Below are 23,773 nucleotides of genomic sequence, written 5' to 3'. Positions count from 1 at the left end.
ATAAAATAAAAAACATGAATAGAAATATCTTTTTTGTAAAATCCTATTGACAGGATAGGAATTTAAAGATATAATCCCTATAAAACAGATAGGATTTAGAAAGAAGAGGGTGAATTTATGTATATTTATGCAGATAATGCAGGAACTACAAAGATGAGTCCTGTTGCGATAGATGCGATGACAAAGTGCATGAATGAGGTTTTTGGAAACCCATCCAGCCTGCATTCTACGGGACAGCGTGCTGCTGAAGTACTTCAGAAAGCAAGAGAGGACGTTGCAGAAGCTTTAGGAGCAGATTTTAATGAGATTTATTTTACTTCCGGCGGAAGTGAAGCAGATAACCAGGCAATCCGTTCAGCAGCTCTTTTTGGAGCGAAGAAGGGAAAGAAGCATCTTATCTCCACGAAGATTGAACATCATGCGGTTCTTCATACTCTTAAGAAGTTAGAGAGAGAAGGCTTTGAAGTCACATTATTAGATGTTGGAGCAGATGGAATTGTTGATCCTGCAGATGTGGAGAAGGCAATTCGTGAAGATACAGCATTAGTTACTATTATGTATGCGAACAATGAGATTGGTACATTACAGCCAATTGATGAAATCGCAAAGATTTGTAAAGAGAAAAAAGTAACATTCCATACAGATGCAGTGCAGGCAGTTGGACACGTTCCAGTGAACGTACATGCACAGAATATTGATATGTTGTCTTTATCCGGACATAAGTTCCATGGCCCAAAGGGAACCGGTGTTCTTTATGTCAGAAAAGGTGTTCCACTGTTTAACTTGATCGAAGGTGGCGCACAGGAAAGAGGACGAAGAGCCGGTACAGAGAATATTCCAGCTATCGTTGGTATGGCGGCAGCATTAAAAGAAGCTGTTGCAAATATGGACGAGAACATGGTTAAGATAGCAGCAATGAGAGACCGTCTGATTGAGGGACTTTCTACTATTGAACATTCTCGTTTAAACGGTGATGCAAAGAAAAGACTTCCGGGTAACGTAAACTTCTGTTTTGAAGGAATTGAGGGAGAATCTCTTTTATTATTACTCGATGAAAAAGGAATCGAGGCATCTTCAGGAAGTGCCTGCACATCAGGTTCTCTTGATCCAAGCCACGTATTATTAGCAATCGGACTGCCTCATGAAGTGGCACATGGTTCACTTCGTCTTACATTATGTGAAGAGAATACACCGGAACAGATCGAATATATCATTAAAGAAGTACCAGGAATCGTTTCTTATTTAAGAGACATTTCACCAATCTGGGAAGAGCTTGAGAAGGGAGAGAAGAAACATGTTATATAGTGAAAAAGTAATGGATCATTTCCGCAATCCAAGAAACTTAGGAAAGATGGACGATGCAGATGGCATCGGAGAAGTAGGTAATGCAAAGTGTGGTGACATCATGAAGATGTACATTAAAGTAAAAGACGGAATTATTGAAGATGTAAAGTTTAACACATTTGGATGTGGTTCTGCTATCGCCAGCAGTTCTATGGCAACAGAAATGATTAAAGGAAAATCTATTGATGATGCCTTAGAATTATCTAATAAAGCAGTAGTTGAGGCGCTTGATGGACTGCCAACACATAAGATTCACTGTTCTGTATTAGCAGAAGAAGCTGTAAAAGCAGCAGTAAAAGACTACTATGATAAGAACGGAATTGCGTACGATAAAGAAAAATTTGCACCAGGCTCCTGTCCAACATGTGGAGAGTAATTGATTTAGTAGTTTATTGGTAGCTTAATAAAAAGAAAAAGACTTATAGCTGTATTTGTGACTTTCGTCGTGATGGTTTGGATATCTGCTTATGCACTTGCATACAAACCTTGCTTCGAGGTCATAAATACGCTTATAAGTCTTTTTTTATTTCAGGGCTGTTTTTCATTCGTCTTGCCATTTTCACCATTGTCGCAATAAATCCCAAGGATGAGGGAATTATCCCATAAAATAAATTGACATATCACGGAACTATTTGTATAATAACAAGTGTGTTAACTTATTTTATTCTTATTATGAAACTTACAATAAAATGGAGGAGGAATGAAAGAAGTTTTTCCTGATAGCATGATCGTGTAAGATATCAGGAGAGCGAATGACATGGGTTATTTGTAAAGTTACAGCAAAGCAGGAGAACATTAGGCAATAAGGAGGAAGCCATGAATAAATTAGAACTTCAGAAAGTGGCAAATGAAGTGAGAAAAGGAATTATCACAGGTGTTCATGCAGCAAAAGCAGGACATCCGGGTGGTTCTTTATCCGCAGCAGATCTTTTTACATATTTATACTTTGAGGAGATGAATGTAGATCCGAAGAATCCTCAGGATCCGGACAGAGACCGTTTCGTATTATCAAAAGGCCACACAGCGCCAGGTTTATACGCAGCGTTAGCTAATAAGGGATATTTCCCAGTAGAAGACTTACTTACATTAAGACATATCGGTTCCCACCTTCAGGGACATCCATGTATGCAGCACACTCCAGGACTTGATATGTCCTCAGGTTCTCTTGGACAGGGAATCTCCGCTGCAGTTGGAATGGCTCTTTCAGCGAAGTTAAGAGAGAAATCTTATCGTGTTTACACACTTCTTGGAGACGGTGAAATCCAGGAAGGACAGGTTTGGGAAGCTGCAATGTTTGCAGGAGCAAGACATCTTGATAACTTAGTAGTGATCGTAGATAACAACGGATTACAGATTGATGGTAAAGTTGAAGATGTATGTTCTCCATATCCGATCGATAAGAAGTTTGAAGCATTTAACTTCCACGTAATTAATGTAGCAGATGGTAATGATTTTGATCTGTTAGATGCAGCATTTAAAGAAGCAAGAGAAGTAAAGGGAATGCCTGTAGCAATCATTATGAAGACTGTAAAGGGTAAAGGAGTTTCCTTTATGGAGAATCAGGCATCCTGGCATGGTACTGCACCAAACGATGAACAGTATGCTGTAGCCATGGAAGATTTAAAGAAAGTGGAGGAAGCATTATGTCAGAAGTAAAGAAGATCGCTACCAGAGAAAGCTATGGAAATGCGTTAATTGAATTAGGAAAAGAACACGAGAACCTTGTAGTTTTAGATGCGGACCTTGCAGCTGCTACAAAGACAGGAATGTTTAAAAAAGTTTTCCCGGAACGTCATATTGACTGCGGTATCGCAGAATGTAATATGGTAGGAATCGCAGCAGGTCTTGCAACAACAGGAATGGTTCCTTTCGCAAGTACATTTGCCATGTTCGCAGCAGGACGTGCATTTGAGCAGATTCGTAACTCTGTTGGATATCCACATCTCAACGTAAAGATTGGCGCAACGCATGCCGGTATTTCCGTTGGTGAAGACGGAGCAACACATCAGTGTAACGAAGATATCGCATTAATGCGTACAATCCCTGGAATGACAATCATTAATCCTTCCGATGATGTAGAAGCAAAGGCAGCAGTACGTGCCGCTTATGAATTAGACGGACCTGTATATTTAAGATTTGGTCGTCTTGCTGTACCAGTAATCAACGACAACGATGATTATAAATTTGAGATCGGTAAAGGAGTTGTATTAAGAGAAGGTAAAGATGTTACAATCGTAGCAACAGGTCTTTGCGTAAGCTCTGCATTAGAAGTAGCAGACATGCTTGCTGAAGATGGCGTTGAAGCAAAAGTAATCAACATCCATACGATCAAACCAATTGATGCAGACCTCCTTGTAGAAGCAGCCAAAGAAACAGGTAAAGTTGTTACAGTAGAAGAACATTCCGTAATCGGTGGACTTGGCGGAGCAGTATGTGAAGTACTTTCCGAAAAATATCCGGTACCTGTTAAGAGAATTGGTGTGAACGATGTTTACGGAGAATCCGGTCCTGCAGTGAAGCTTATTGAGAAATACGGCTTAGACGGCAAGGGCGTATATGCTTCTGTAAAAGAATTTGTTAAATAACTATTTGATTCTTTGAGAGGAAACAGACGAAAAAAGAAACAATACCATATCCCATCTGCTCTGTAGTCGCTGTATTTAAGATGCTCATCCGCATCTTAAATACGCTCCGAAGCCGCATCTGGGATATGGTATTGTTTCTTTTTTCTGTGTTTTGGCTCCAGAAGGAATGAATGTAATAGTATTTGGTGGAGGGAGATGGGGAAGGGGACAGAGAGTTGTGGCTTATTCTAATATTATTTCCACTATGCTGAAGTATTTTCAAAGTTTACTGATGATCAGATAATATCGTAGACGCTCAATGCACATAATGCTTTTGCCATTATATTGTCGCAATATATCGTATTTCCCAAAACATATGTCATGTGTTGCATGATGCACATCTTGTAGCAAGATAAAACGAAAGGTGACTACTTTAATTTTTTGAAAAATGAAAATCCCCCTTTATTATTACTGTTAATTAAAGAGAGCACCTAATCTTCTGGACGATATACCTTCTGAGTAAGCAGTAGACTTCTGATTTCTCCCCCCTTATCCCTCCTAAAAACTATTGCATTCATTCCTTCTGGAGCCAAAACACAGAAAAAAGAAATACTGCCCTATCGCAGATGCGGCTTGGGAGCGTGTTTAAGATGCGGATGAGCATCTTAAACACAGCGACTACAGAGCAGATGGGATAGGGCAGTATTTCTTTTTTCGTTTGTTTCCCTCTTAATGAATAGCAAATTAATCTAATAAATGTCCTTCTTTGTAGGAACATTCTAAGTAACTTGGATTTTGGTAGTATAAATCTGTGTTGAAGTTAGAGATTTCGTCGCTTATAAAAGAAGAAAAAATACGAATAAGTTCATCAACTTCTTTTCCTTTTTCAGCACAATCTTCTATCATGATACTGTATAATTTACCTATATCCATAAAATTTGGAACGGTATATTTACAGGTGGAAATAGTATCAAAATCACCTTCTGGAATATTATAAAATTCTATAAGTTCCTCACTTACCTGCTCAAAACTTAAACAATGATTTACTTCGGCATCGTATAATTGTTTTTCGATTCCTTTTTTATCGAGCAAACTGACAATAGTTCCTCGTTTATTATTTGTTTTGCGAGCGATATATTCTATTAAAGAGCATACATAAAAGTAATCATTTTGTTCTTTTGGGGTCATAAATGATTTCACTCCTTTCGAAAGTCAGACAGTCTAATGCAGAAAGCGTGTGGAAACTTATTTGATGTGTAGGATATTTGAATTCCGCTAATACCCAAAACTGCTTACGTGTGATTCTTCCAGACAAATAATCATTTACATAGTTCCAGATGGTGTCATTTGCCATGGGACCTTCTACGATATCAAAAGAATGAATTTTTCCATTTCTGCATTTTGCTATAAAATCTAACCAGTCATCTGATAATTCAGGGAATTTTAAAATGTTTAAATTTTCATTTGGTTCATAATTATAATAATTTATTATAGGTTCTCCTGGACCTCGATTGGCCCATCGTATTGCCTGCCTTAAATTATTAGTACAATAAAATCCCCAGGAAAAGTCTTTCGTATATCGTGCTTTTCGAATTTCAGGAAACTGTACGATTTCTTTACTAGCGTGATATAATATCATATAAAACAGTCCTTTCTAAAAGAGTATACATTCAGTTTATCATAAAAGAGAATGTAGAGGAAGTAATCAATGATTACATAATCAAAATTAGAGAAGGACATCTACTATAATCATACGAGGAGATATATGACATGGACAAAATAAAGATAAAAGCAATAGACGGAGATTTTTCTGTATGTAAAGTAAAAGATTACTCAAAAGTAAATCTTGATACCGAATTTTGCTTTACAGGGAGAACAAACGAAGAAAAATCGTTAGTCTGTTTAACAAAAGATGTACCAGAGAATACAATAGAAAGAGAAGACGGGTGGAAAGCATTTCGCATAGAAGGAATTCTCGATTTTTCCCTAATAGGAATCCTCTCCAAAATCTCAGCACTTCTCGCAGAAAATGCAATAGGAATCTTCGCAATCTCTACCTATAATACAGACTATATCCTCATCAAAGAAGAGAATTACACTAAAGCGAAGAAGTTTTTAATTCAGTAGCTGTCTGTTTACTTACTTTTTCTACTATGCTGACTTTTTTCAAGTTTCACTGATGATAAGATGATACTGCAAGCTATTGCTGTACATGATATAATGGTCTCATAAATTAAGACACTTTTTCGGACAGTTTTTAATGAATCTGATATACTTAAACCAGTATGAAAGAAAGGATCCATTATCATGTCCAGACAAAGAAGAAATTTTAATGCCAAATTCAAATCAGACCTTGTAATTGAGCTGCTTAAGGGTGAGAAAGATCTCAATACCCTTGCAACTGAAAATAACATCCAACCAAATCTGCTCCGCAACTGGAAAAAAGAGTTCTTGAACAATGCTTCGGTTGTGTTCGACGACAAGCGTGAGGAAAACCTCAAAGAAAAGCTTGCCGAAGAGCGTAAGGAGAAAGCGGAGTATGCCAAAAAGGTTGGTCAGTTAACCATGCAGGTTGACTGGCTCAAAAAAAAATCTGAAGAAATTTGTGGACCTGACTACGAGAGTAAGTTTAGTCCAAAACCTTTTGACGACTAAGGAAATTCCGGCTTCTGTTGGCGCCAGGTTGCTTGACATCAACCGTACAAGCATTTATTACAAGGGTGCCCCTATTTCAGATGAGGAACTGGCCTGCAAAGAGATCATTGATCATCTCCATACAGATAATCCCACTTGGGGCGCAAGACAAATGTCTGCACAGTTAAAAACCCGTGGTTACCAGGTTGGACGCCGCAAGGCAAGACGCTACATGAATGAGATGGATATTTACCCGATTTATCCAAAGATGAATCTTTCCAAGCGAATGCAGCAGGCGAAAGTATGTCCATATCTTCTTCGTAATGCGGTCATAGACAAACCAAATCAGGCATGGTCTATTGACATTACATATATTCCGATCAAGCGCGGATTTCTGTATCTGACAGCCGTGATCGACTGGTATAGCCGTTGTATTGTCGGCTGGGAAGTGGATGACACACTTGATACCAGAATGGTTATCAGTGCCCTGAAAAAAGCTTTCAAAGTGGCAAAACCTCAGATCTTGAATTCAGATCAGGGTTGTCAGTTTACAAGTCAGCAATACATTGACTTTGTAAAGGAAAACGGTATCCGCCAGAGTATGGATGGAAAAAGCCGCTGGGCAGACAACATCATGATTGAGCGCTGGTTCCGCAGCTTCAAGTATGAGGAAGCCTATCTGACACAGTACAACAACATCAGGGAAGCAAGGGCTGCTATCAGACAGTATATCCACACCTACAACTTTGAGCGACGCCATTCTGCACTTGATTACCAAACACCGGCTGAATGCTACTATCCGGCAATGTTGATGCCATATGTAGCTTAGCATATATTGGATCTGGGGAGTGCTCCACTGTTCTCTCCATGTTCCTTGTAACTTGTCCACCATATCAGTTCATTATAAAAATCTTAGATTTTTGTCTTGACAACTGAGCCACTATATGATGCACATCTCGTAGCAAGAGCCTTCTGACCTCTCCCCTTCTCCCTCCCAAAGACTATTGCGTTCATTCCTTCTGGAGCCAAAACACAGAAAAAAGAAATACTGCCCTATCCCAGATGCGGCTTGGGAGCGTGTTTAAGATGCGGATGAGCATCTTAAACACAGCGACTACAGAGCAGATGGGATAGGGCAGTATTTCTTTTTTCGTCTGTTTCCCCCTAATGAATCAAATAGTAATCACTTCTCCATTTTGTCAAATTAAAAAAGTTGCTGAAATTCGGTGCTTTTTTACTGCTATTTTATACATATTATATGGAAGTATTTTTGTGTCTATGTTTAACTGGCGAAAAAAATGGAAAAAATCAAAAATAAGAGAAAAAAATTAGTTGACATAGCTTGACAGATGTGCTATGATAATAAACTGATTCACAATGGGTCTGTATGCCTATTGGAAAGTAACCAGAAGATTTTACATTATGATTATTCAAGGGGTGAAAACATCGATGGAAAAGAATAGACTGCGTCCAACGCGAATTCCGGGAAGCAAAAACATCAGAATGAGCTATGCCAGACAAAAAGATGTTCTCGATATGCCGAATCTTATAGAAGTCCAGAAAGATTCCTACAAGTGGTTCCTTACAGATGGATTGAAAGAGGTTTTTGAGGACATTTCGCCTATCACGGATTACAGCGGACAGCTCAGCCTGGAGTTTGTGGACTTTCAGCTTTGTAGAGAGGATAGAAAGTATTCAATCGAGGAGTGTAAAGAACGTGATGCAACATATGCAGCTCCTTTAAAAGTGAAAGTTCGTCTCCATAATAAGGAAACAGATGATTTTAAACAGCACGACATTTTTATGGGTGATCTGCCATTGATGACGGAAACAGGTACTTTCGTAATTAATGGTGCGGAACGTGTTATCGTCAGTCAGTTAGTTCGTTCTCCAGGTATTTACTATGCGATCAGCCACGACAAGATTGGTAAGAAGTTATATTCTTGTACCGTAATTCCTAACCGTGGTGCATGGCTGGAATACGAGACAGACTCCAACGATGTATTTTATGTTCGTGTTGACCGTACAAGAAAGGTTCCTGTTACTGTACTTGTCAGAGCTCTTGGCATTGGAACCAATGCCGAAATTAAGGAATTATTCGGAGAAGAGCCTAAGATTTTAAAAACTCTTGAGAAGGATACAGCAACAAACTATCAGGAAGGTCTTAAGAAGTTATACGAGAAGATTCGTCCGGGCGAACCTTTATCTGTTGACAGTGCAGAGAGTCTGATCAACAGTATGTTCTTCGATGCAAGACGTTATGATCTTGCGAAGGTAGGACGTTATAAATTTAATAAGAAGTTAATGTTCCGCAACCGTATTGCAGGACATAGACTGGCACAGGATGTTCTTGATCCTTCTACAGGCGAGATCATTTTTGAGGCAGGTGTAAGACTTACAAAAGAACAGGCTGACACGATCCAGAACGCAGCAGTTCCATATGTATATGTAGAGACAGAAGAGAAAGAAGTAAAAGTCCTTTCCAGCATGATGGTAGATATCACAAGTTTTGTTGATGTTGATCCTCAGGAAGTGGGCGTTACTGAACTTGTATATTACCCAGCCCTTGAAAAAATCTTAGAAGAATATGATGATATAGATGAAATTAAAGCACAGATTCGCAAGAATATTAATGAGTTGATTCCAAAGCATATCACAAGAGAGGATATTTTAGCTTCTATTAACTACAATATCCATCTGGAATATGGTGTTGGTAATGACGATGATATTGACCACTTAGGTAACCGTCGTATCCGTGCTGTTGGTGAGTTGTTACAGAACCAGTACAGAATCGGTTTATCCCGTCTGGAAAGAGTTGTCAGAGAGCGTATGACAACGCAGGATATTGAGTCCATTTCTCCACAGACATTAATTAATATCAAGCCGGTTACTGCTGCTGTAAAGGAATTCTTTGGAAGTTCTCAGTTATCTCAGTTCATGGATCAGCATAACCCATTATCTGAGCTTACACATAAGAGACGTCTTTCCGCATTAGGTCCTGGTGGTCTTTCCAGAGATCGTGCCGGATTCGAGGTTCGAGATGTACACTATTCCCACTACGGAAGAATGTGTCCTGTAGAGACTCCCGAAGGTCCTAACATCGGTCTGATCAACTCTCTTGCAACTTATGCAAGAATTAATGAATATGGTTTTGTAGAAGCTCCTTACCGTAAGGTAGATAAGAGTGATCCACAGAATCCTGTAGTAACAGATGAGGTTGTATACCTTACTGCTGATGAAGAAGATAACTACACAGTAGCACAGGCCAACGAACCGTTAGATGAAGAAGGACATTTCATTCATACAAACGTTTCCGGTCGTTACAGAGAGGAAACATCTGAATTTAGAAAGTCAAGAATTGACTTAATGGACGTATCTCCGAAGATGGTATTCTCCGTAGCTACATCTATGATTCCTTTCCTTGAGAACGATGATGCGAACCGAGCTCTGATGGGATCAAACATGCAGCGTCAGGCCGTACCTCTGTTAAAGACAGAAGTTCCTGTTGTTGGTACTGGTATGGAAGCAAAGGCTGCACGTGACTCAGGTGTATGTATTATCGCACATCATGCAGGTACTGTTGAGTATTCTACAAGTAAAGAGATTATTGTAAAGAGAGAAGACGGAATTCGTGATACGTATCACGTAATCAAGTTCTCCCGAAGCAACCAGGGTAACTGTATGAATCAGAGACCAATCGTAAATAAGGGAGACCATGTTGAGGCAGGAGATATCCTTGCAGATGGTGCTTCTACATGTGGCGGCGAGATGGCTCTTGGTAAGAACCCTCTGATCGGATTTATGACTTGGGAAGGTTATAACTACGAGGATGCCGTACTGTTAAGTGAACGTCTTGTACAGAATGATGTATATACATCTGTTCATATCGAAGAATATGAGGCAGAGGCAAGAGATACAAAGCTTGGTCAGGAAGAGATCACAAGAGATCTTGCAGGACTGAGTGAAGATGTATTAAAAGATCTGGATGAGAATGGTATCATCCGTATCGGTGCAGAAGTTCATGCCGGAGATATTCTGGTAGGTAAGGTTACTCCTAAGGGAGAGACAGAACTTACTGCAGAAGAAAGACTTCTTCGTGCTATTTTCGGTGAAAAAGCAAGAGAAGTTCGTGACACTTCCCTTCGTGTTCCACATGGCGCTTATGGTGTTGTTATGGACACAAAGGTATTTACAAGAGAGAATGGCGATGAGCTTCCTCCGACAGTTAACAAGTCTGTGCGTGTTTACATTGCACAGAAGCGTAAGATTTCTGTTGGTGATAAGATGGCCGGTCGTCATGGTAACAAGGGTGTAGTTTCCCGTGTACTTCCAGTAGAGGATATGCCATTCCTTCCGAATGGTCGTCCACTTGATATCGTACTGAACCCATTAGGTGTACCTTCCCGAATGAACATCGGACAGGTCTTAGAGCTTCATTTAAGTCTTGCATCTAAGGTGCTTGGATTTAATGTAGCAACACCGGTATTTAATGGTGCAGACGAGAACGATATTATGGATACTCTTGAGATGGCTAATGATTATGCCAATAAGACATGGGAAGAATTTGAAGAACGCTGGGGTGACAAGGTTAACGATGATATTATGAAATATCTCTGGGATAACCGTGACCACAGAGAAGAATGGAAGGGTGTTCCAATCGACCGTACCGGTAAGGTTCAGCTTCGTGACGGACGTACCGGACAGGAATTTGATTCACCAGTTTCCATCGGATTCATGCATTATCTGAAGCTGCATCACTTAGTAGATGATAAGATTCATGCACGTTCTACTGGTCCTTACTCACTGGTAACACAGCAGCCACTGGGTGGTAAAGCACAGTTCGGTGGACAGCGTTTCGGAGAGATGGAGGTTTGGGCTCTTGAGGCTTATGGTGCTTCCTATACTCTTCAGGAAATCTTAACTGTGAAGTCTGATGATGTAGTAGGTCGTGTTAAGACATATGAAGCGATTATCAAAGGTGAGAATATTCCTGAACCTGGTATTCCGGAATCCTTTAAGGTACTTCTTAAAGAGTTCCAGTCCCTCGCTCTTGACGTTCGTGTCTTAAAAGAAGATATGACAGAGATTGAGCTTCAGGAAGGCAGTGAAACAATTAATGAATCCCTTACTTCAGTGATTGAGAGCAGTCCGGATGATAATAATTATAAGGATGAGAGCAATCTTGGAGAGTATGGCTACAAAGAAAGTACTCTGGAAGAAGAAACCGGACAGGTGGATGCACAGCCAGAGTTTGCAGGAATGCCTTTCGGTGATTCCGATTTGTAAGATAGTTTGGAAGGAGTAACCTATGTCTGATATGAATAACCAAACAGTTGAACAGCCGGTTAATTTTGACGCCATTAAGATCGGACTTGCGTCTCCGGAACTGATTCGTCAGTGGTCTCATGGTGAGGTAAAAAAGCCGGAAACCATTAACTACCGTACTTTAAAGCCGGAAAAAGATGGTCTGTTCTGCGAAAGAATTTTCGGACCAAGCAAGGACTGGGAATGTCACTGTGGTAAATATAAAAAGATCCGCTATAAAGGCGTTGTCTGTGATAAATGTGGAGTAGAAGTTACAAAGGCCAGTGTAAGAAGAGAGAGAATGGGACATATCGAGCTTGCAGCTCCGGTATCCCATATCTGGTACTTCAAGGGAATCCCTAGCCGTATGGGATTAATCCTTGATATGTCTCCAAAGGCACTTGAAAAAGTATTATACTTTGCTTCCTTTGTAGTTCTTGATCCAGGAACAACAAACTTAAGCAAGAAGGATGTTATCTCTGATGCAGAGTACCGTCGTGTTACAGAGGAGTACAGAGATTCTGAAGAAGGTCTTGGAAGCTTCCGCGTAGGAATGGGTGCTGAGGCAATCAAAGAACTTCTTGGAGAGATTGATCTTGAAGCAGAAGCAGAAGAACTTAAGAAGAGTCTTAAGAACGCCAGTGGACAGAAAAAAGCTAGAAATATTAAGAGATTAGAAGTTGTAGAAGCGTTCCGTCTGTCCGGAAACTCTCCGGAATGGATGGTACTTGACGCTGTTCCGGTTATCCCTCCGGATATCCGTCCAATGGTTCAGTTAGATGGTGGACGTTTTGCAACATCTGATTTAAATGATTTATATAGAAGAATCATCAACCGTAATAACCGTCTTAAGAGATTGTTAGAACTTGGCGCTCCGGATATCATTATCCGTAATGAAAAGCGTATGCTCCAGGAAGCGGTAGATGCGTTAATTGATAACGGTCGTCGTGGCCGTCCTGTAACAGGACCAGGAAACAGAGCATTAAAATCTCTTTCCGATATGTTAAAGGGTAAACAGGGCCGTTTCCGTCAGAACCTTCTTGGTAAGCGTGTTGACTACTCAGGACGTTCTGTAATCGTAGTAGGACCGGAACTGAAGATTTATCAGTGTGGTCTTCCAAAAGAGATGGCGATCGAGCTGTTTAAACCATTTGTTATGAAAGAACTTGTAGCAAACGGTCTTGCTCACAATATTAAGTCTGCTAAGAAGATGGTAGAGAAGTTACAGCCTGAAGTTTGGGATGTACTTGAAGATGTTATTAAAGAACATCCGGTTATGTTAAACCGTGCCCCTACCTTACATCGTCTTGGTATTCAGGCATTCGAACCAACATTAGTAGAAGGTAAAGCAATCAAGCTGCATCCATTAGTATGTACAGCCTTCAATGCCGACTTCGATGGTGACCAGATGGCTGTCCATCTGCCACTTTCTCAGGAAGCACAGGCGGAGTGTCGTTTCCTTTTACTTTCTCCTAATAACTTGCTGAAACCATCAGATGGTGCGCCAGTAGCGGTTCCTTCACAGGATATGGTCCTTGGTATTTACTACCTGACTATGGAAAAAGAAGGAGCAAAAGGCGAAGGTAAGTGCTTTAAATCTGAAAATGAAGCATATCTTGCTTATGAGAACAAGGTAATCACTCTTCATTCCAGAATTAAAGTAAAGAGAAGAGGAATGAGACCGGACGGAACAATGGGAAGCCGTATTGTAGATTGTACAATGGGACGTCTTCTTTTCAACGAAATCATCCTTCAGGATTTAGGTTTTGTTGATCGTTCGGATCCAGATAACTTCTTAAAGTTAGAAGTTGATTTCCAGTGTGGTAAGAAACAGTTAAAACAGATCCTTGACCGTTGTATCAGCGTACATGGTACAACGAAGACAGCAGAGGTTCTTGATAATATTAAAGCTCTTGGATATAAATATTCTACAATCGGTGCGCTGAGTGTATCTATTTCAGATATGACAGTACCAAAAGAAAAAGCAGATATCCTTGCAGCAGCTCAGAAACAGGTTGAGTACATTACAAAACAGTACAGACGTGGTTTCATGACAGAAGAAGAACGTTATAAAGCAGTAGTACAGACATGGTTCGCTGCCGATAACGAACTTACAGATAAACTGATCAGTGGTCTTGATAAGTACAATAACATCTTCATGATGGCTGACTCCGGTGCCCGTGGTTCTAACCAGCAGATCAAGCAGCTTGCAGGTATGCGTGGATTGATGGCCGATACATCCGGACGTACGATCGAGCTCCCTATCAAGTCAAACTTCCGTGAAGGTCTTGACGTACTGGAGTACTTTATTTCTGCACATGGTGCCAGAAAGGGACTTTCTGATACAGCGCTTCGTACAGCCGATTCCGGTTACCTGACAAGACGTCTTGTAGACGTATCACAGGAACTGATCATCCGCGAGCAGGATTGCTGTGAAGGAACAAACAAGATTCCAAGCATGTATGTAGAAGCAATCATGGATGGAAAAGAAACAATCGAAACATTAGAAGACCGTATCAGCGGACGTTATGCAGCAGAAGATTATAAAGATGCAGAAGGCAACCTTATCGTTGAAGCTAACTGCATGATCACTCCAAAGCGTGCAAAAGCAATCGTTAATGCCGGATATGAAAAGGTTAAGATCAGAACAATGTTAACCTGTAAGTCCCATAACGGTGCATGTTCTAAATGTTACGGTGCCAACCTTGCAACTGGTCAGGCAGTACAGGTTGGAGAGGCAGTCGGAATTATTGCTGCCCAGTCCATCGGTGAACCTGGTACACAGCTTACCATGCGTACATTCCATGCCGGTGGTGTAGCCGGTGATGATATCACACAGGGTCTTCCTCGTGTCGAGGAGCTTTTTGAAGCACGTAAGCCAAAGGGTCTTGCAATTATCAGTGAGATCGCCGGTCGTGCAGATGTAAAAGAAACAAAAGAAAAACGTGAGATCACTATTGTGAATGAAGATAGTGGAGAAACAAGAAGCTATATCATTCCATATGGTTCCCGTATTAAAGTTCTCGACGGCACTTACTTAGAGGCCGGTGCTGAACTGACAGAAGGTTCTGTAAATCCTCACGATATCTTAAGAATCAAAGGCGCAGAAGCAGTACAGGATTACATGATGCGAGAAGTACAGCGTGTATACCGTCTGCAGGGTGTAGATATCAATGATAAACATATCGAGATCATTGTTCGCCAGATGCTTAAGAAAGTTCGTATTGAAGAAGCTGGAGACAGCAAGTATCTTCCAGGAGCACTCATCGATATTCTTGAATTAGAAGATGAGAATGAGAGACTTCTTGCAGAAGGAAAAGAAATTGCAACAGCAGAGCAGACACTTCTTGGTATCACAAAAGCTTCTCTTGCAACAAGCTCTTTCTTATCAGCCGCATCCTTCCAGGAAACAACAAAGGTTCTTACCGATGCAGCTATCAAAGGAAAGATCGATCCACTGATCGGTCTGAAGGAGAACGTACTTTTAGGAAAGCTTATCCCAGCAGGAACAGGCTTAAAGAAGTATCGTAACCTTCACCTCAATACAGGAAAAGTAGTAAATGAAATCGAAGAAGTAGATGAATTTGACTACGATGCGGATTACCCTTCCATGGAAGAAGTGCAAAATCAGAAGTCAGATGATAATGCAATAATTTTAGAACCTGAAAACCTGTAATCTGGTTCAGAAATTAAAAAGATAAAAATAAAAAGCAGATATGCTACAGATGTTTCGTATCATTATATGAAAGGATGCATCTGTTGCATATCTGTTTTTTTATCGCCGTTGAGAAGAATTCCAGGTTTTTGTCAGTTACAACAAAATAAAAAAATTCTCTTGACAAAAAGTTTTTTTAAAGATATAATCTCTAATTGTGTGCAGATGTATAACTATGCCCACATGAGGGTATAATCAAGATGACTTGTCATATTGGTTTAGCCCAGAGAAGAAACTATTAGCAACCACATTAGAAAATATGCATGGAGGTGAATTTCAGAATGCCTACTTTTAACCAGTTAGTTAGAAAAGGAAGACAGTCTGTAGCAAAGAAATCCACGGCACCTGCTCTTCAGAAAGGATTTAACTCCTTAAAGAAAAGACCAACAGATGCCAGCTCACCACAGAAACGTGGAGTATGTACAGCCGTTAAGACAGCAACTCCTAAGAAGCCTAACTCAGCGCTTCGTAAGATTGCCAGAGTACGTCTTTCCAACGGTATCGAAGTAACAAGCTATATCCCAGGTGAAGGACATAACCTTCAGGAACATAGTGTTGTTCTTATCCGTGGAGGAAGAGTAAAGGATTTACCAGGTACAAGATATCATATCGTACGTGGTACTCTTGATACAGCAGGCGTAGCAAACAGACGCCAGGCTCGTTCCAAATACGGTGCTAAGAAACCTAAGAAATAAATATCAGTGAGAATGCCGGAATAGCAATATTTTCTCTGTTGGTTGCAGGCAATATATTGACTTGTCCGAGCATGAACAACGGAAACAGAAGTTTCCATGAGTACCGATGATTTAATATTTCATTTCCTCATGGAAATGAAGAAATGAAAATCACATTTAATTAAGGAGGGAAGAACCGTGCCACGTAAAGGACATATCGCAAAAAGGGATGTATTACCAGATCCTATTTACAATAACAAAGTGGTAACAAAGCTTATCAATAACATCATGTTAGACGGTAAGAAAGGTGTTGCACAGAAAATCGTTTACGGTGCTTTCGACCGCATTGCGGAAGAAACAGGAAAAGATGCCTTAGAAGTATTTACAGAGGCTATGAATAACATTATGCCAGCTCTGGAAGTTAAGGCTAGACGTATCGGTGGTGCTACTTATCAGGTACCTATCGACGTAAGACCAGACAGACGTCAGGCATTAGCTCTTCGTTGGATCACTCTTTACTCTCGTAAGAGAAGTGAAAAGACTATGGAAGAGCGTCTTGCAAAAGAACTTATGGATGCAGCGAACAACACTGGTGCATCTGTAAAGAAAAAAGAAGATATGCACAAAATGGCAGAAGCAAACAAAGCTTTCGCACATTACAGATTCTAATAAGTTATTTACACAGGATGTGCTGCATAGATTATGCAGCCATCCGGATACATTTTATAGGAGGAAAAAACCTTGGCTGGAAGAGAATATCCACTTGAGAGAACCAGAAATATTGGTATTATGGCCCACATTGATGCTGGTAAGACAACATTAACAGAGCGTATCCTTTATTACACTGGTGTAAATTACAAGATTGGTGATACTCATGAAGGTACTGCTACCATGGACTGGATGGAACAGGAGCAGGAAAGAGGTATCACAATCACTTCCGCTGCCACAACATGTCACTGGACTCTGGAAGAGAATTGTAAACCTAAAAAAGGTGCTTTAGAGCATCGTATCAATATTATTGATACCCCAGGACACGTTGACTTTACAGTAGAGGTAGAAAGATCTCTTCGTGTATTGGACAGCGCTGTTGGTGTCTTCTGTGCAAAGGGCGGTGTTGAACCACAGTCCGAAAATGTATGGCGTCAGGCAGACACCTATAATGTACCACGTATGGCATTCATCAATAAGATGGATATCATGGGTGCTGATTTCTACGGTGCAGTAGATCAGATTAAAACAAGATTAGGTAAAAACGCGATTCCTATTCAGCTTCCTATCGGTAAGGAAGATGACTTCAAGGGAATTATCGACTTAATGGAAATGAAAGCCTACATCTACAACGATGAGAAGGGTGAAGACATTGACATTATTGATATTCCAGAAGATATGAAGGATGATGCTGAATTATATCACACAGATATGGTTGAAAAAATCTGTGAAGCAGATGATGATTTAATGATGGCTTACCTTGATGGAGAAGAGCCAAGCGTTGAAGACTTAAAGAGAGTTCTTCGTGAAGGAACATGTAACTGTACAATGGTTCCTGTTTGCTGTGGTACAGCTTACAGAAACAAAGGTGTTCAGAAGCTTCTTGACGCTATCATCGAATATCTGCCAGCTCCTACAGATGTAGAAGCTATCAAAGGTCAGGACTTAGAAGGTAATGAAGTAGAAGTTCCTGCTTCTGATGATGCTCCATTTGCAGCTTTAGCATTCAAGATCATGACAGACCCATTCGTTGGAAAGCTTGCTTTCTTCCGCGTATATGCAGGAACAATGAATTCCGGTTCTTACATTTTAAATGCTACAAAGGGCAAAAAGGAGCGTGTTGGACGTATCCTTCAGATGCATGCCAACAAACGTCAGGAATTAGATAAAGTATACTCAGGAGATATCGCAGCAGCAGTTGGATTTAAGTTTACTACTACTGGTGATACAATCTGTGATGAACAGCATCCAGTAATTCTTGAGTCTATGGAATTCCCAGATCCAGTTATCGAGCTCGCTATCGAGCCTAAGACAAAAGCTGGACAGGGCAAGATGGCAGAAGCCCTTGCAAAACTTGCAGAAGAAGATCCTACTTTCCGCGCTCATACAGATCAGGAAACAGGACAGACAATCATCGCTGGTATGGGTGAGCTTCACCTTGAGATCATCGTTGACCGTCTCCTTCGTGAGTTCAAAGTAGAAGCTAACGTTGGTGCTCCACAGGTAGCATACAAAGAATCCTTCACAAAAGCAGTTGATATCGATTCTAAGTACGCTAAACAGTCCGGTGGACGTGGTCAGTACGGACACTGTAAAGTTCGTTTCGAGCCTATGGACGTTAACGGAGAAGAAACATTCAAATTCGATTCCGAAGTTGTTGGTGGTGCTATTCCTAAAGAATACATCCCTGCAGTTGGTGCTGGTATCGAAGAGGCATCCAAAGCTGGTATTCTTGGTGGATTCCCTGTTGTTGGTGTACACGCTACAGTATACGACGGATCTTACCATGAAGTCGATTCTTCTGAAATGGCATTTAAGGTAGCGGGTTCCTTAGCATTCAAGGATGCTATGAAGAAAGCAGATCCTGCATTACTTGAGCCTATCATGAAGGTTGACGTAACAATGCCTGAAGAATACATGGGTGACGTTATCGGTGATATCAACTCCCGTCGTGGACGTATCGAAGGTATGGAAGATGTAGGTGGCGGACGTATCGTTCATGGTTTCGTACCATTATCTGAAATGTTCGGATATTCTACAGATTTACGTTCTAGAACTCAGGGACGTGGTAACTACTCCATGTTCTTTGATCACTATGAAAAAGTTCCTAAGAACGTACAGGAAAAGATTCTGGATGCTCATTTAGCAGCTCAGAACAAATAATTTCATAGATAAAGATTATCTGCAAAGTTTTACTTGCAAATAATGTTAAAATGAAATATAATTACAGCAGGTGCGGCTTTATAGTCGCAGTCTGGCTGTAATTTGGAATCGTCTGGTCGATTCTTTGCCGGACGAGAATATTTAAAATTATAAAGACAGCCTATCAGGCGTAATTTTAAGGAGGAAATTCAAATGGCTAAAGCTAAGTTTGAGAGAACTAAACCACATTGTAATATTGGTACCATCGGACACGTTGACCATGGTAAAACAACTTTAACAGCTGCTATCACAAAAGTATTAGCTGAAAGAGTAGAAGGAAACGAAAAAGTAGATTTCGAAAACATCGATAAAGCTCCAGAAGAAAGAGAACGTGGTATCACAATCTCTACAGCTCACGTTGAGTACGAAACAGAGAAGAGACATTACGCACACGTTGACTGTCCAGGTCATGCCGATTATGTAAAGAACATGATCACTGGTGCTGCTCAGATGGATGGAGCTATCCTTGTAGTAGCTGCTACTGATGGTGTTATGGCTCAGACTAAAGAGCACATCTTATTATCCCGTCAGGTAGGTGTACCTTACATCGTAGTATTCATGAACAAATGTGATATGGTAGACGATGAAGAGTTACTTGAGTTAGTAGACATGGAAATCCGTGAATTATTAAACGAGTACGACTTCCCAGGAGATGACACTCCAATCATCCAGGGTTCAGCTCTTATGGCTCTTGAAGATCCTAACGGAGAATGGGGAGATAAGATCATGGAACTTATGGACGCTGTTGATACATGGATTCCTAACCCAGAACGTGACACAGATAAGCCTTTCTTAATGCCTATCGAGGACATCTTCTCTATCACAGGTCGTGGTACTGTTGCAACTGGTAGAGTAGAGCGTGGTGCATTACACGTATCTGATGAAGTAGAAATCGTTGGTATCACAGACGAAACACGTAAAGTTGTTGTAACTGGTGTTGAAATGTTCCGTAAATTACTTGACGAAGCTCAGGCTGGTGACAACATCGGAGCTCTTCTTCGTGGTGTTCAGAGAGACGAAATTCAGCGTGGACAGGTATTAGCTCAGCCAGGTAGCGTAACATGCCATCATAAGTTCACAGCTCAGGTTTACGTTTTAACAAAAGATGAAGGTGGACGTCATACTCCTTTCTTCAACAACTACAGACCTCAGTTCTACTTCCGTACAACTGACGTAACAGGTGTTATCACTCTTCCAGAAGGAACAGAGATGTGCATGCCTGGTGATAACGTAGAAATGACAATCGACATGATCCATCCAGTAGCTATGGAGCAGGGTCTTACATTCGCTATCCGTGAAGGTGGACGTACTGTAGGATCAGGACGTGTTGCTTCTATCATCGAGTAATCACGAACTTATATAATTAGCAACTGAATAATACTAGATTTTATATATATCGTACCGCAAGGTACTTGTGTTCAAGCGTAAGATTCACCCCAGAAACCAATGTTTCTGGGGTTTTTCTGTTATCTAGAAAAATAGGAATTTGCTGGGGACGTCCGTTTACTCCCTCGGCAAATTCCTATTTGAAGTTATAATTGCTGTATGATAAAATTATTGTAAAACACATATTTCTAAGAGGAGAAAATATAAGAAGGAGAAACACTATGTTATTTGATGGATTTGATGTGCTATTTAACATCGCCTTCGCACTAATATTTTGTAGCGTTTTTATTATATTAGCATATGGCATTATCACAAGTATTACCACATGGAATAAAAATAATCACTCTCCAAGGCTCAATGTATCAGCCAGGGTAGTTGCCAAACGAACAGAGGTCTCTCATCATCAACATCCTAATAATGGGGACATGAGCGGCTCTCATGGATATAGCACTACCTCATCCACTTCCTATTATGTAACTTTCGAGGTGGACAGCGGTGACAGAATAGAATTCTCTATGAGTGGTTCTGAGTATGGAATGCTAATAGAAGGAGATGCTGGAACATTAAATTTTCAAGGGACAAGATATTTTGGATTTGAGCGCAAATAGAGACATAAGAGCTATTAAAAATAAGTAGTTTCTAACAGAATTATTTAATACCGTGTATAGCGAATTGGCAGTTCCAAAATTCAACAAGAAAAATAAATGAAGGGAAATGATGTTTTTAATCATCGTCTCAATTATACTTTTTACTTATGCAGTAATAGTCTTTAACACAGGAGGAGATAAAAAAATAATATGAAAACGAAGACAGATTACAAGTCTATTTTGATAGAAATAAATATCCTTACCATCGCAATTGCTATTATAGCTGTTGCTGTTTACTTTTTCCTGGTTCCGAGTCATACGTCGATTAGTAGTATGTCAGGTCTGGGTATTGTTCTTTCAAATTTTGTTCCGCTGCCATTATCAGCGATTACGATGATTCTTAATGTAGTTTTATTAATTATTGGATTTTTTACCTGTGGAAAGGAATTCGGGCTTAAAACAGTTTACACGAGTGTTATGCTGCCGGTGTTTCTGGGTATATTTGAGAATATTTTTCCCAACACCGGTTCTATAACGAATAGTCAGGAGCTGGATGTTCTTTGCTACATTCTGGTGGTCAGTGTGGGCCTGAGTATTTTATTCAACCGGAATGCTTCTTCTGGGGGATTAGATATTGTAGCTAAAATTATGAATAAATATTTTCATATGGAGCTGGGGAAAGCGATGTCTTTGTCAGGGATGTGTGTGGCACTTTCGGCGGCGCTGGTTTATGATAAGAAGACTGTAGTACTTAGTGTATTGGGAACTTATTTTAATGGTATTGTTTTGGATCATTTTATTTTTGATCATAATATCAAACGACGGGTCTGTATTATTACAAAAAAGGAAGAGGAATTGCGGCAGTTTATTGTTCGTGATCTGCACAGTGGGGCAACTATTTACGAAGCGATTGGTGCTTATAATATGGAAAAAAGAAATGAGATCATTACCATTGTAGACAAAGGGGAATATCAGAAATTGATGAAGTATATCAATCAGGAAGATCCAGAGGCATTTATTACAGTATATACAGTATCGGATATGCGGTATTTGCCTAAGAAGTAGAAGAATTGAGCATTGAGGGAAAAGGGTGTTGTTGTAGTAATCTACGGATATATAAGGAGGTGATTTTTGATGAAACTTACATGGAGTGATGCGAGTGTTTTTGCATTTGTGTGGGCTTGTGCATTAGGGTATATTGTTGCAAGCCGCATACTGGAGTGGAATTTTGAACGATTTTTGCCAAGTAACTGGTATTTTGTGGTGAAAAAAAGATTGGCACAACCAGAAGCGAAGTCTTTGAGAACGGAGAAAGTACCGAAAAAGATATCGAATGTTCTGGAGGAGCTACTTACTTTGATGCAAACCGGTAATTTGCAAAAGAGTACGGTAAGAATGGATCGGACTTTTCAGGAAAAAGTAATGCATGAAATAAAGCTACTTGAAGGAAGAGGTTTATCAAGGCAACTACATTTTACGAATGTGAAGTTATCAGAAGGAAATGCCAAAAAGAGAGACTTCCGGCATTGGAGTGATTCAGGACGTGAATGGAGGGAAGTTATCGTAGAAGCCGCTGTTTCTGATAAATATTTACATAGAGACAGTGGTAAGGTAATTCATGAATCGATTTATCCGCATGGGTCGATATTGCTTCGGCAGTCCCGCCATATTCGTCACAATGAAGTGGGAGAGAAAGACAGGCAGAAGGAGCAGAGATTTTATTCAAAGTATTCGGAAATATTTTGTCCAAGCTGTGGGGCGCAGATACAGTTAAAAGGTGATGAGACAAACTGTCCTTATTGTGGAGGGTTTATTCAGAGTAATTTCTATGACTGGCAAATCGAAGATTTTATGATTTATCAGACACCAGATCCGAATATGGATAATCTAAAGTATACCAGTGCAACGATTTTACTCTCGTTTTTACCGACATTTCCTTGCGTTTATTTGATTACGAATATGTATATTGCAATTGGTGTTGCGATGACACTTACAATTATACTGAGTCTGAGTCTTCTTTGGATCAGAGCAAGGAAAATTGATGAGCTGGAGAATCTTGAGAAAGAGATCGTTCGTTACGATGAAGGCTGGTTGATAAGTAATATCAATGAAGCGTTGTACAAAACACTTCTTACCCCAGAGCTGCTTTCTTACAGTGTTGATAATATAAAGCTAAAAGGCGTGGAAAATACGTCTGATAAGACGACGATTTCTGTGGAAGCGATGTTGAAGCAGACCGTTCTTCAAAATAATAAGCATATCGTGACGAAAAGTGAAAAGCATAACTGGAAGCTTTGCCGATCTCGTTATCCGAATCGAATCAAGTCCAAAGGCCAGGCCGTTGTGATGGAAAAGGAATGTCCAAGCTGTGGGGCTAACTATATTCCGGATAATAACGGTTGTTGTTCTTATTGTGGTTATAGTCTGCAAGTTGATAACGCCAAATGGAAATTGCTGTAATAAGTTTTTGTATATATGCAAATTTCTGTTCAGATCCACCTGTGCCCCTTTTTTATTCACCCTGGCAACGAACTATTTGATTTATTAGAGGAAAACAGACGAAAAAAGAAATATTGCCATATCCCATCTGCTCTGTAGTCGCTGTGCTTAAGATGCTTATCCGCATCTTAGACATGCTCCGAAGCCGCATCTGGG

At 40.2% G+C, this 23,773-nt stretch carries 18 protein-coding genes; 16 read left to right on the top strand and 2 right to left on the bottom strand.

Going from position 1 to position 23,773, the window contains the following annotated elements; all coding sequences use genetic code 11:
• The first annotated feature begins 117 nt into the window (after positions 1–117).
• The 4 genes from nifS to EHLA_RS13900 all read left to right on the top strand — a co-directional run bounded on the left by nifS (position 118) and on the right by EHLA_RS13900 (position 3,929).
• Complete coding sequence (nifS, locus tag EHLA_RS13915) at positions 118–1,305, top strand: cysteine desulfurase NifS (protein WP_096241217.1); 1,188 nt, start codon at positions 118–120, stop codon at positions 1,303–1,305.
• Positions 1,295–1,720: a Fe-S cluster assembly scaffold protein NifU gene (gene nifU / locus EHLA_RS13910; RefSeq protein WP_021907702.1), complete on the top strand. Its 426-nt coding sequence runs from the start codon at positions 1,295–1,297 to the stop codon at positions 1,718–1,720. Before nifS ends, nifU begins: the two co-directional genes overlap by 11 nt.
• Before the next feature lie 440 nt (positions 1,721–2,160).
• On the top strand, positions 2,161–3,000 hold the full coding sequence (locus EHLA_RS13905; RefSeq protein ID WP_096241216.1) for a transketolase: 840 nt from the start codon (positions 2,161–2,163) through the stop codon (positions 2,998–3,000).
• Complete coding sequence (locus tag EHLA_RS13900) at positions 2,988–3,929, top strand: transketolase family protein (RefSeq protein ID WP_096241215.1); 942 nt, start codon at positions 2,988–2,990, stop codon at positions 3,927–3,929. The genes EHLA_RS13905 and EHLA_RS13900 overlap by 13 nt, the downstream gene beginning before the upstream one ends.
• Before the next feature lie 723 nt (positions 3,930–4,652).
• Here EHLA_RS13900 and EHLA_RS13895 read toward each other — a convergent pair.
• Together EHLA_RS13895 and EHLA_RS13890 are read right to left on the bottom strand one after the other, a co-directional pair.
• Complete coding sequence (locus EHLA_RS13895) at positions 4,653–5,096, bottom strand: hypothetical protein (RefSeq protein WP_096241214.1); 444 nt, start codon at positions 5,094–5,096, stop codon at positions 4,653–4,655.
• Positions 5,074–5,547, bottom strand: a complete 474-nt coding sequence (locus tag EHLA_RS13890; RefSeq protein ID WP_173854303.1) for a DUF3990 domain-containing protein — start codon at positions 5,545–5,547, stop codon at positions 5,074–5,076. The genes EHLA_RS13895 and EHLA_RS13890 overlap by 23 nt, the downstream gene beginning before the upstream one ends.
• Positions 5,548–5,687: 140 nt before the next feature.
• Here EHLA_RS13890 and EHLA_RS13885 point away from each other — a divergent pair, with 140 nt between their 5' ends.
• The 12 genes from EHLA_RS13885 (at position 5,688) to EHLA_RS13835 (ending at position 23,578) form a co-directional block, all read left to right on the top strand.
• Complete coding sequence (locus EHLA_RS13885) at positions 5,688–6,035, top strand: ACT domain-containing protein (protein WP_096241702.1); 348 nt, start codon at positions 5,688–5,690, stop codon at positions 6,033–6,035.
• A gap of 180 nt (positions 6,036–6,215) precedes the next feature.
• On the top strand, positions 6,216–6,563 hold the full coding sequence (locus EHLA_RS16700; protein ID WP_229097941.1) for a transposase: 348 nt from the start codon (positions 6,216–6,218) through the stop codon (positions 6,561–6,563).
• Positions 6,553–7,371, top strand: a complete 819-nt coding sequence (locus EHLA_RS13880; RefSeq protein ID WP_242970654.1) for an IS3 family transposase — start codon at positions 6,553–6,555, stop codon at positions 7,369–7,371. The genes EHLA_RS16700 and EHLA_RS13880 overlap by 11 nt, the downstream gene beginning before the upstream one ends.
• 620 nt (positions 7,372–7,991) lie before the next feature.
• Positions 7,992–11,828: a DNA-directed RNA polymerase subunit beta gene (locus EHLA_RS13875; RefSeq protein ID WP_096241700.1), complete on the top strand. Its 3,837-nt coding sequence runs from the start codon at positions 7,992–7,994 to the stop codon at positions 11,826–11,828.
• A gap of 22 nt (positions 11,829–11,850) precedes the next feature.
• Positions 11,851–15,522 carry a DNA-directed RNA polymerase subunit beta' gene (gene rpoC, locus EHLA_RS13870; protein WP_096241213.1) on the top strand — a complete coding sequence of 1,224 codons (3,672 nt, stop codon included), beginning with the start codon at positions 11,851–11,853 and terminating at the stop codon, positions 15,520–15,522.
• Between the two features lie 320 nt (positions 15,523–15,842).
• Positions 15,843–16,256 carry a 30S ribosomal protein S12 gene (rpsL, locus tag EHLA_RS13865; RefSeq protein WP_022169347.1) on the top strand — a complete coding sequence of 138 codons (414 nt, stop codon included), beginning with the start codon at positions 15,843–15,845 and terminating at the stop codon, positions 16,254–16,256.
• 177 nt (positions 16,257–16,433) lie between these two features.
• On the top strand, positions 16,434–16,904 hold the full coding sequence (gene rpsG, locus EHLA_RS13860) for a 30S ribosomal protein S7 (RefSeq protein ID WP_005344954.1): 471 nt from the start codon (positions 16,434–16,436) through the stop codon (positions 16,902–16,904).
• A gap of 72 nt (positions 16,905–16,976) precedes the next feature.
• A complete protein-coding gene (gene fusA, locus EHLA_RS13855; protein WP_096241212.1) occupies positions 16,977–19,106 on the top strand; it encodes an elongation factor G in 2,130 nt (709 codons plus the stop codon).
• A 192-nt stretch (positions 19,107–19,298) separates the two neighbouring features.
• Positions 19,299–20,492 (top strand): elongation factor Tu, encoded by a 1,194-nt coding sequence (tuf, locus tag EHLA_RS13850; RefSeq protein WP_096241211.1) that lies wholly within the window; start codon positions 19,299–19,301, stop codon positions 20,490–20,492.
• Positions 20,493–20,752: 260 nt separating this feature from the next.
• Positions 20,753–21,139 carry a DUF2500 domain-containing protein gene (locus tag EHLA_RS13845; protein ID WP_096241210.1) on the top strand — a complete coding sequence of 129 codons (387 nt, stop codon included), beginning with the start codon at positions 20,753–20,755 and terminating at the stop codon, positions 21,137–21,139.
• 189 nt (positions 21,140–21,328) lie between these two features.
• Positions 21,329–22,183, top strand: a complete 855-nt coding sequence (locus EHLA_RS13840; RefSeq protein ID WP_096241209.1) for a YitT family protein — start codon at positions 21,329–21,331, stop codon at positions 22,181–22,183.
• Positions 22,184–22,252: 69 nt separating this feature from the next.
• Positions 22,253–23,578: a zinc ribbon domain-containing protein gene (locus EHLA_RS13835; protein WP_096241208.1), complete on the top strand. Its 1,326-nt coding sequence runs from the start codon at positions 22,253–22,255 to the stop codon at positions 23,576–23,578.
• The last annotated feature ends 195 nt before the right edge of the window (positions 23,579–23,773 follow it).

Origin of the sequence: Anaerobutyricum hallii (genome assembly GCF_900209925.1) — a bacterium.
Lineage (GTDB): Bacteria > Bacillota > Clostridia > Lachnospirales > Lachnospiraceae > Anaerobutyricum > Anaerobutyricum soehngenii.
This window is presented reverse-complemented; position numbering and strand designations above follow the sequence as displayed.

What these genes read in the sequence shown, in the direction of transcription:
- nifS (WP_096241217.1), top strand. Translation starts at nt 118, where the DNA reads ATGTATATTTATGCAGATAATGCAGGAACTACAAAGATGAGTCCTGTT.
- nifU (WP_021907702.1), top strand. Translation starts at nt 1,295, where the DNA reads ATGTTATATAGTGAAAAAGTAATGGATCATTTCCGCAATCCAAGAAAC.
- EHLA_RS13905 (WP_096241216.1), top strand. Translation starts at nt 2,161, where the DNA reads ATGAATAAATTAGAACTTCAGAAAGTGGCAAATGAAGTGAGAAAAGGA.
- EHLA_RS13900 (WP_096241215.1), top strand. Translation starts at nt 2,988, where the DNA reads ATGTCAGAAGTAAAGAAGATCGCTACCAGAGAAAGCTATGGAAATGCG.
- EHLA_RS13895 (WP_096241214.1), bottom strand. Translation starts at nt 5,096, where the DNA reads ATGACCCCAAAAGAACAAAATGATTACTTTTATGTATGCTCTTTAATA.
- EHLA_RS13890 (WP_173854303.1), bottom strand. Translation starts at nt 5,547, where the DNA reads ATGATATTATATCACGCTAGTAAAGAAATCGTACAGTTTCCTGAAATT.
- EHLA_RS16700 (WP_229097941.1), top strand. Translation starts at nt 6,216, where the DNA reads ATGTCCAGACAAAGAAGAAATTTTAATGCCAAATTCAAATCAGACCTT.
- EHLA_RS13875 (WP_096241700.1), top strand. Translation starts at nt 7,992, where the DNA reads ATGGAAAAGAATAGACTGCGTCCAACGCGAATTCCGGGAAGCAAAAAC.
- rpoC (WP_096241213.1), top strand. Translation starts at nt 11,851, where the DNA reads ATGTCTGATATGAATAACCAAACAGTTGAACAGCCGGTTAATTTTGAC.
- rpsL (WP_022169347.1), top strand. Translation starts at nt 15,843, where the DNA reads ATGCCTACTTTTAACCAGTTAGTTAGAAAAGGAAGACAGTCTGTAGCA.
- tuf (WP_096241211.1), top strand. Translation starts at nt 19,299, where the DNA reads ATGGCTAAAGCTAAGTTTGAGAGAACTAAACCACATTGTAATATTGGT.
- EHLA_RS13845 (WP_096241210.1), top strand. Translation starts at nt 20,753, where the DNA reads ATGTTATTTGATGGATTTGATGTGCTATTTAACATCGCCTTCGCACTA.
- EHLA_RS13840 (WP_096241209.1), top strand. Translation starts at nt 21,329, where the DNA reads ATGAAAACGAAGACAGATTACAAGTCTATTTTGATAGAAATAAATATC.
- EHLA_RS13835 (WP_096241208.1), top strand. Translation starts at nt 22,253, where the DNA reads ATGAAACTTACATGGAGTGATGCGAGTGTTTTTGCATTTGTGTGGGCT.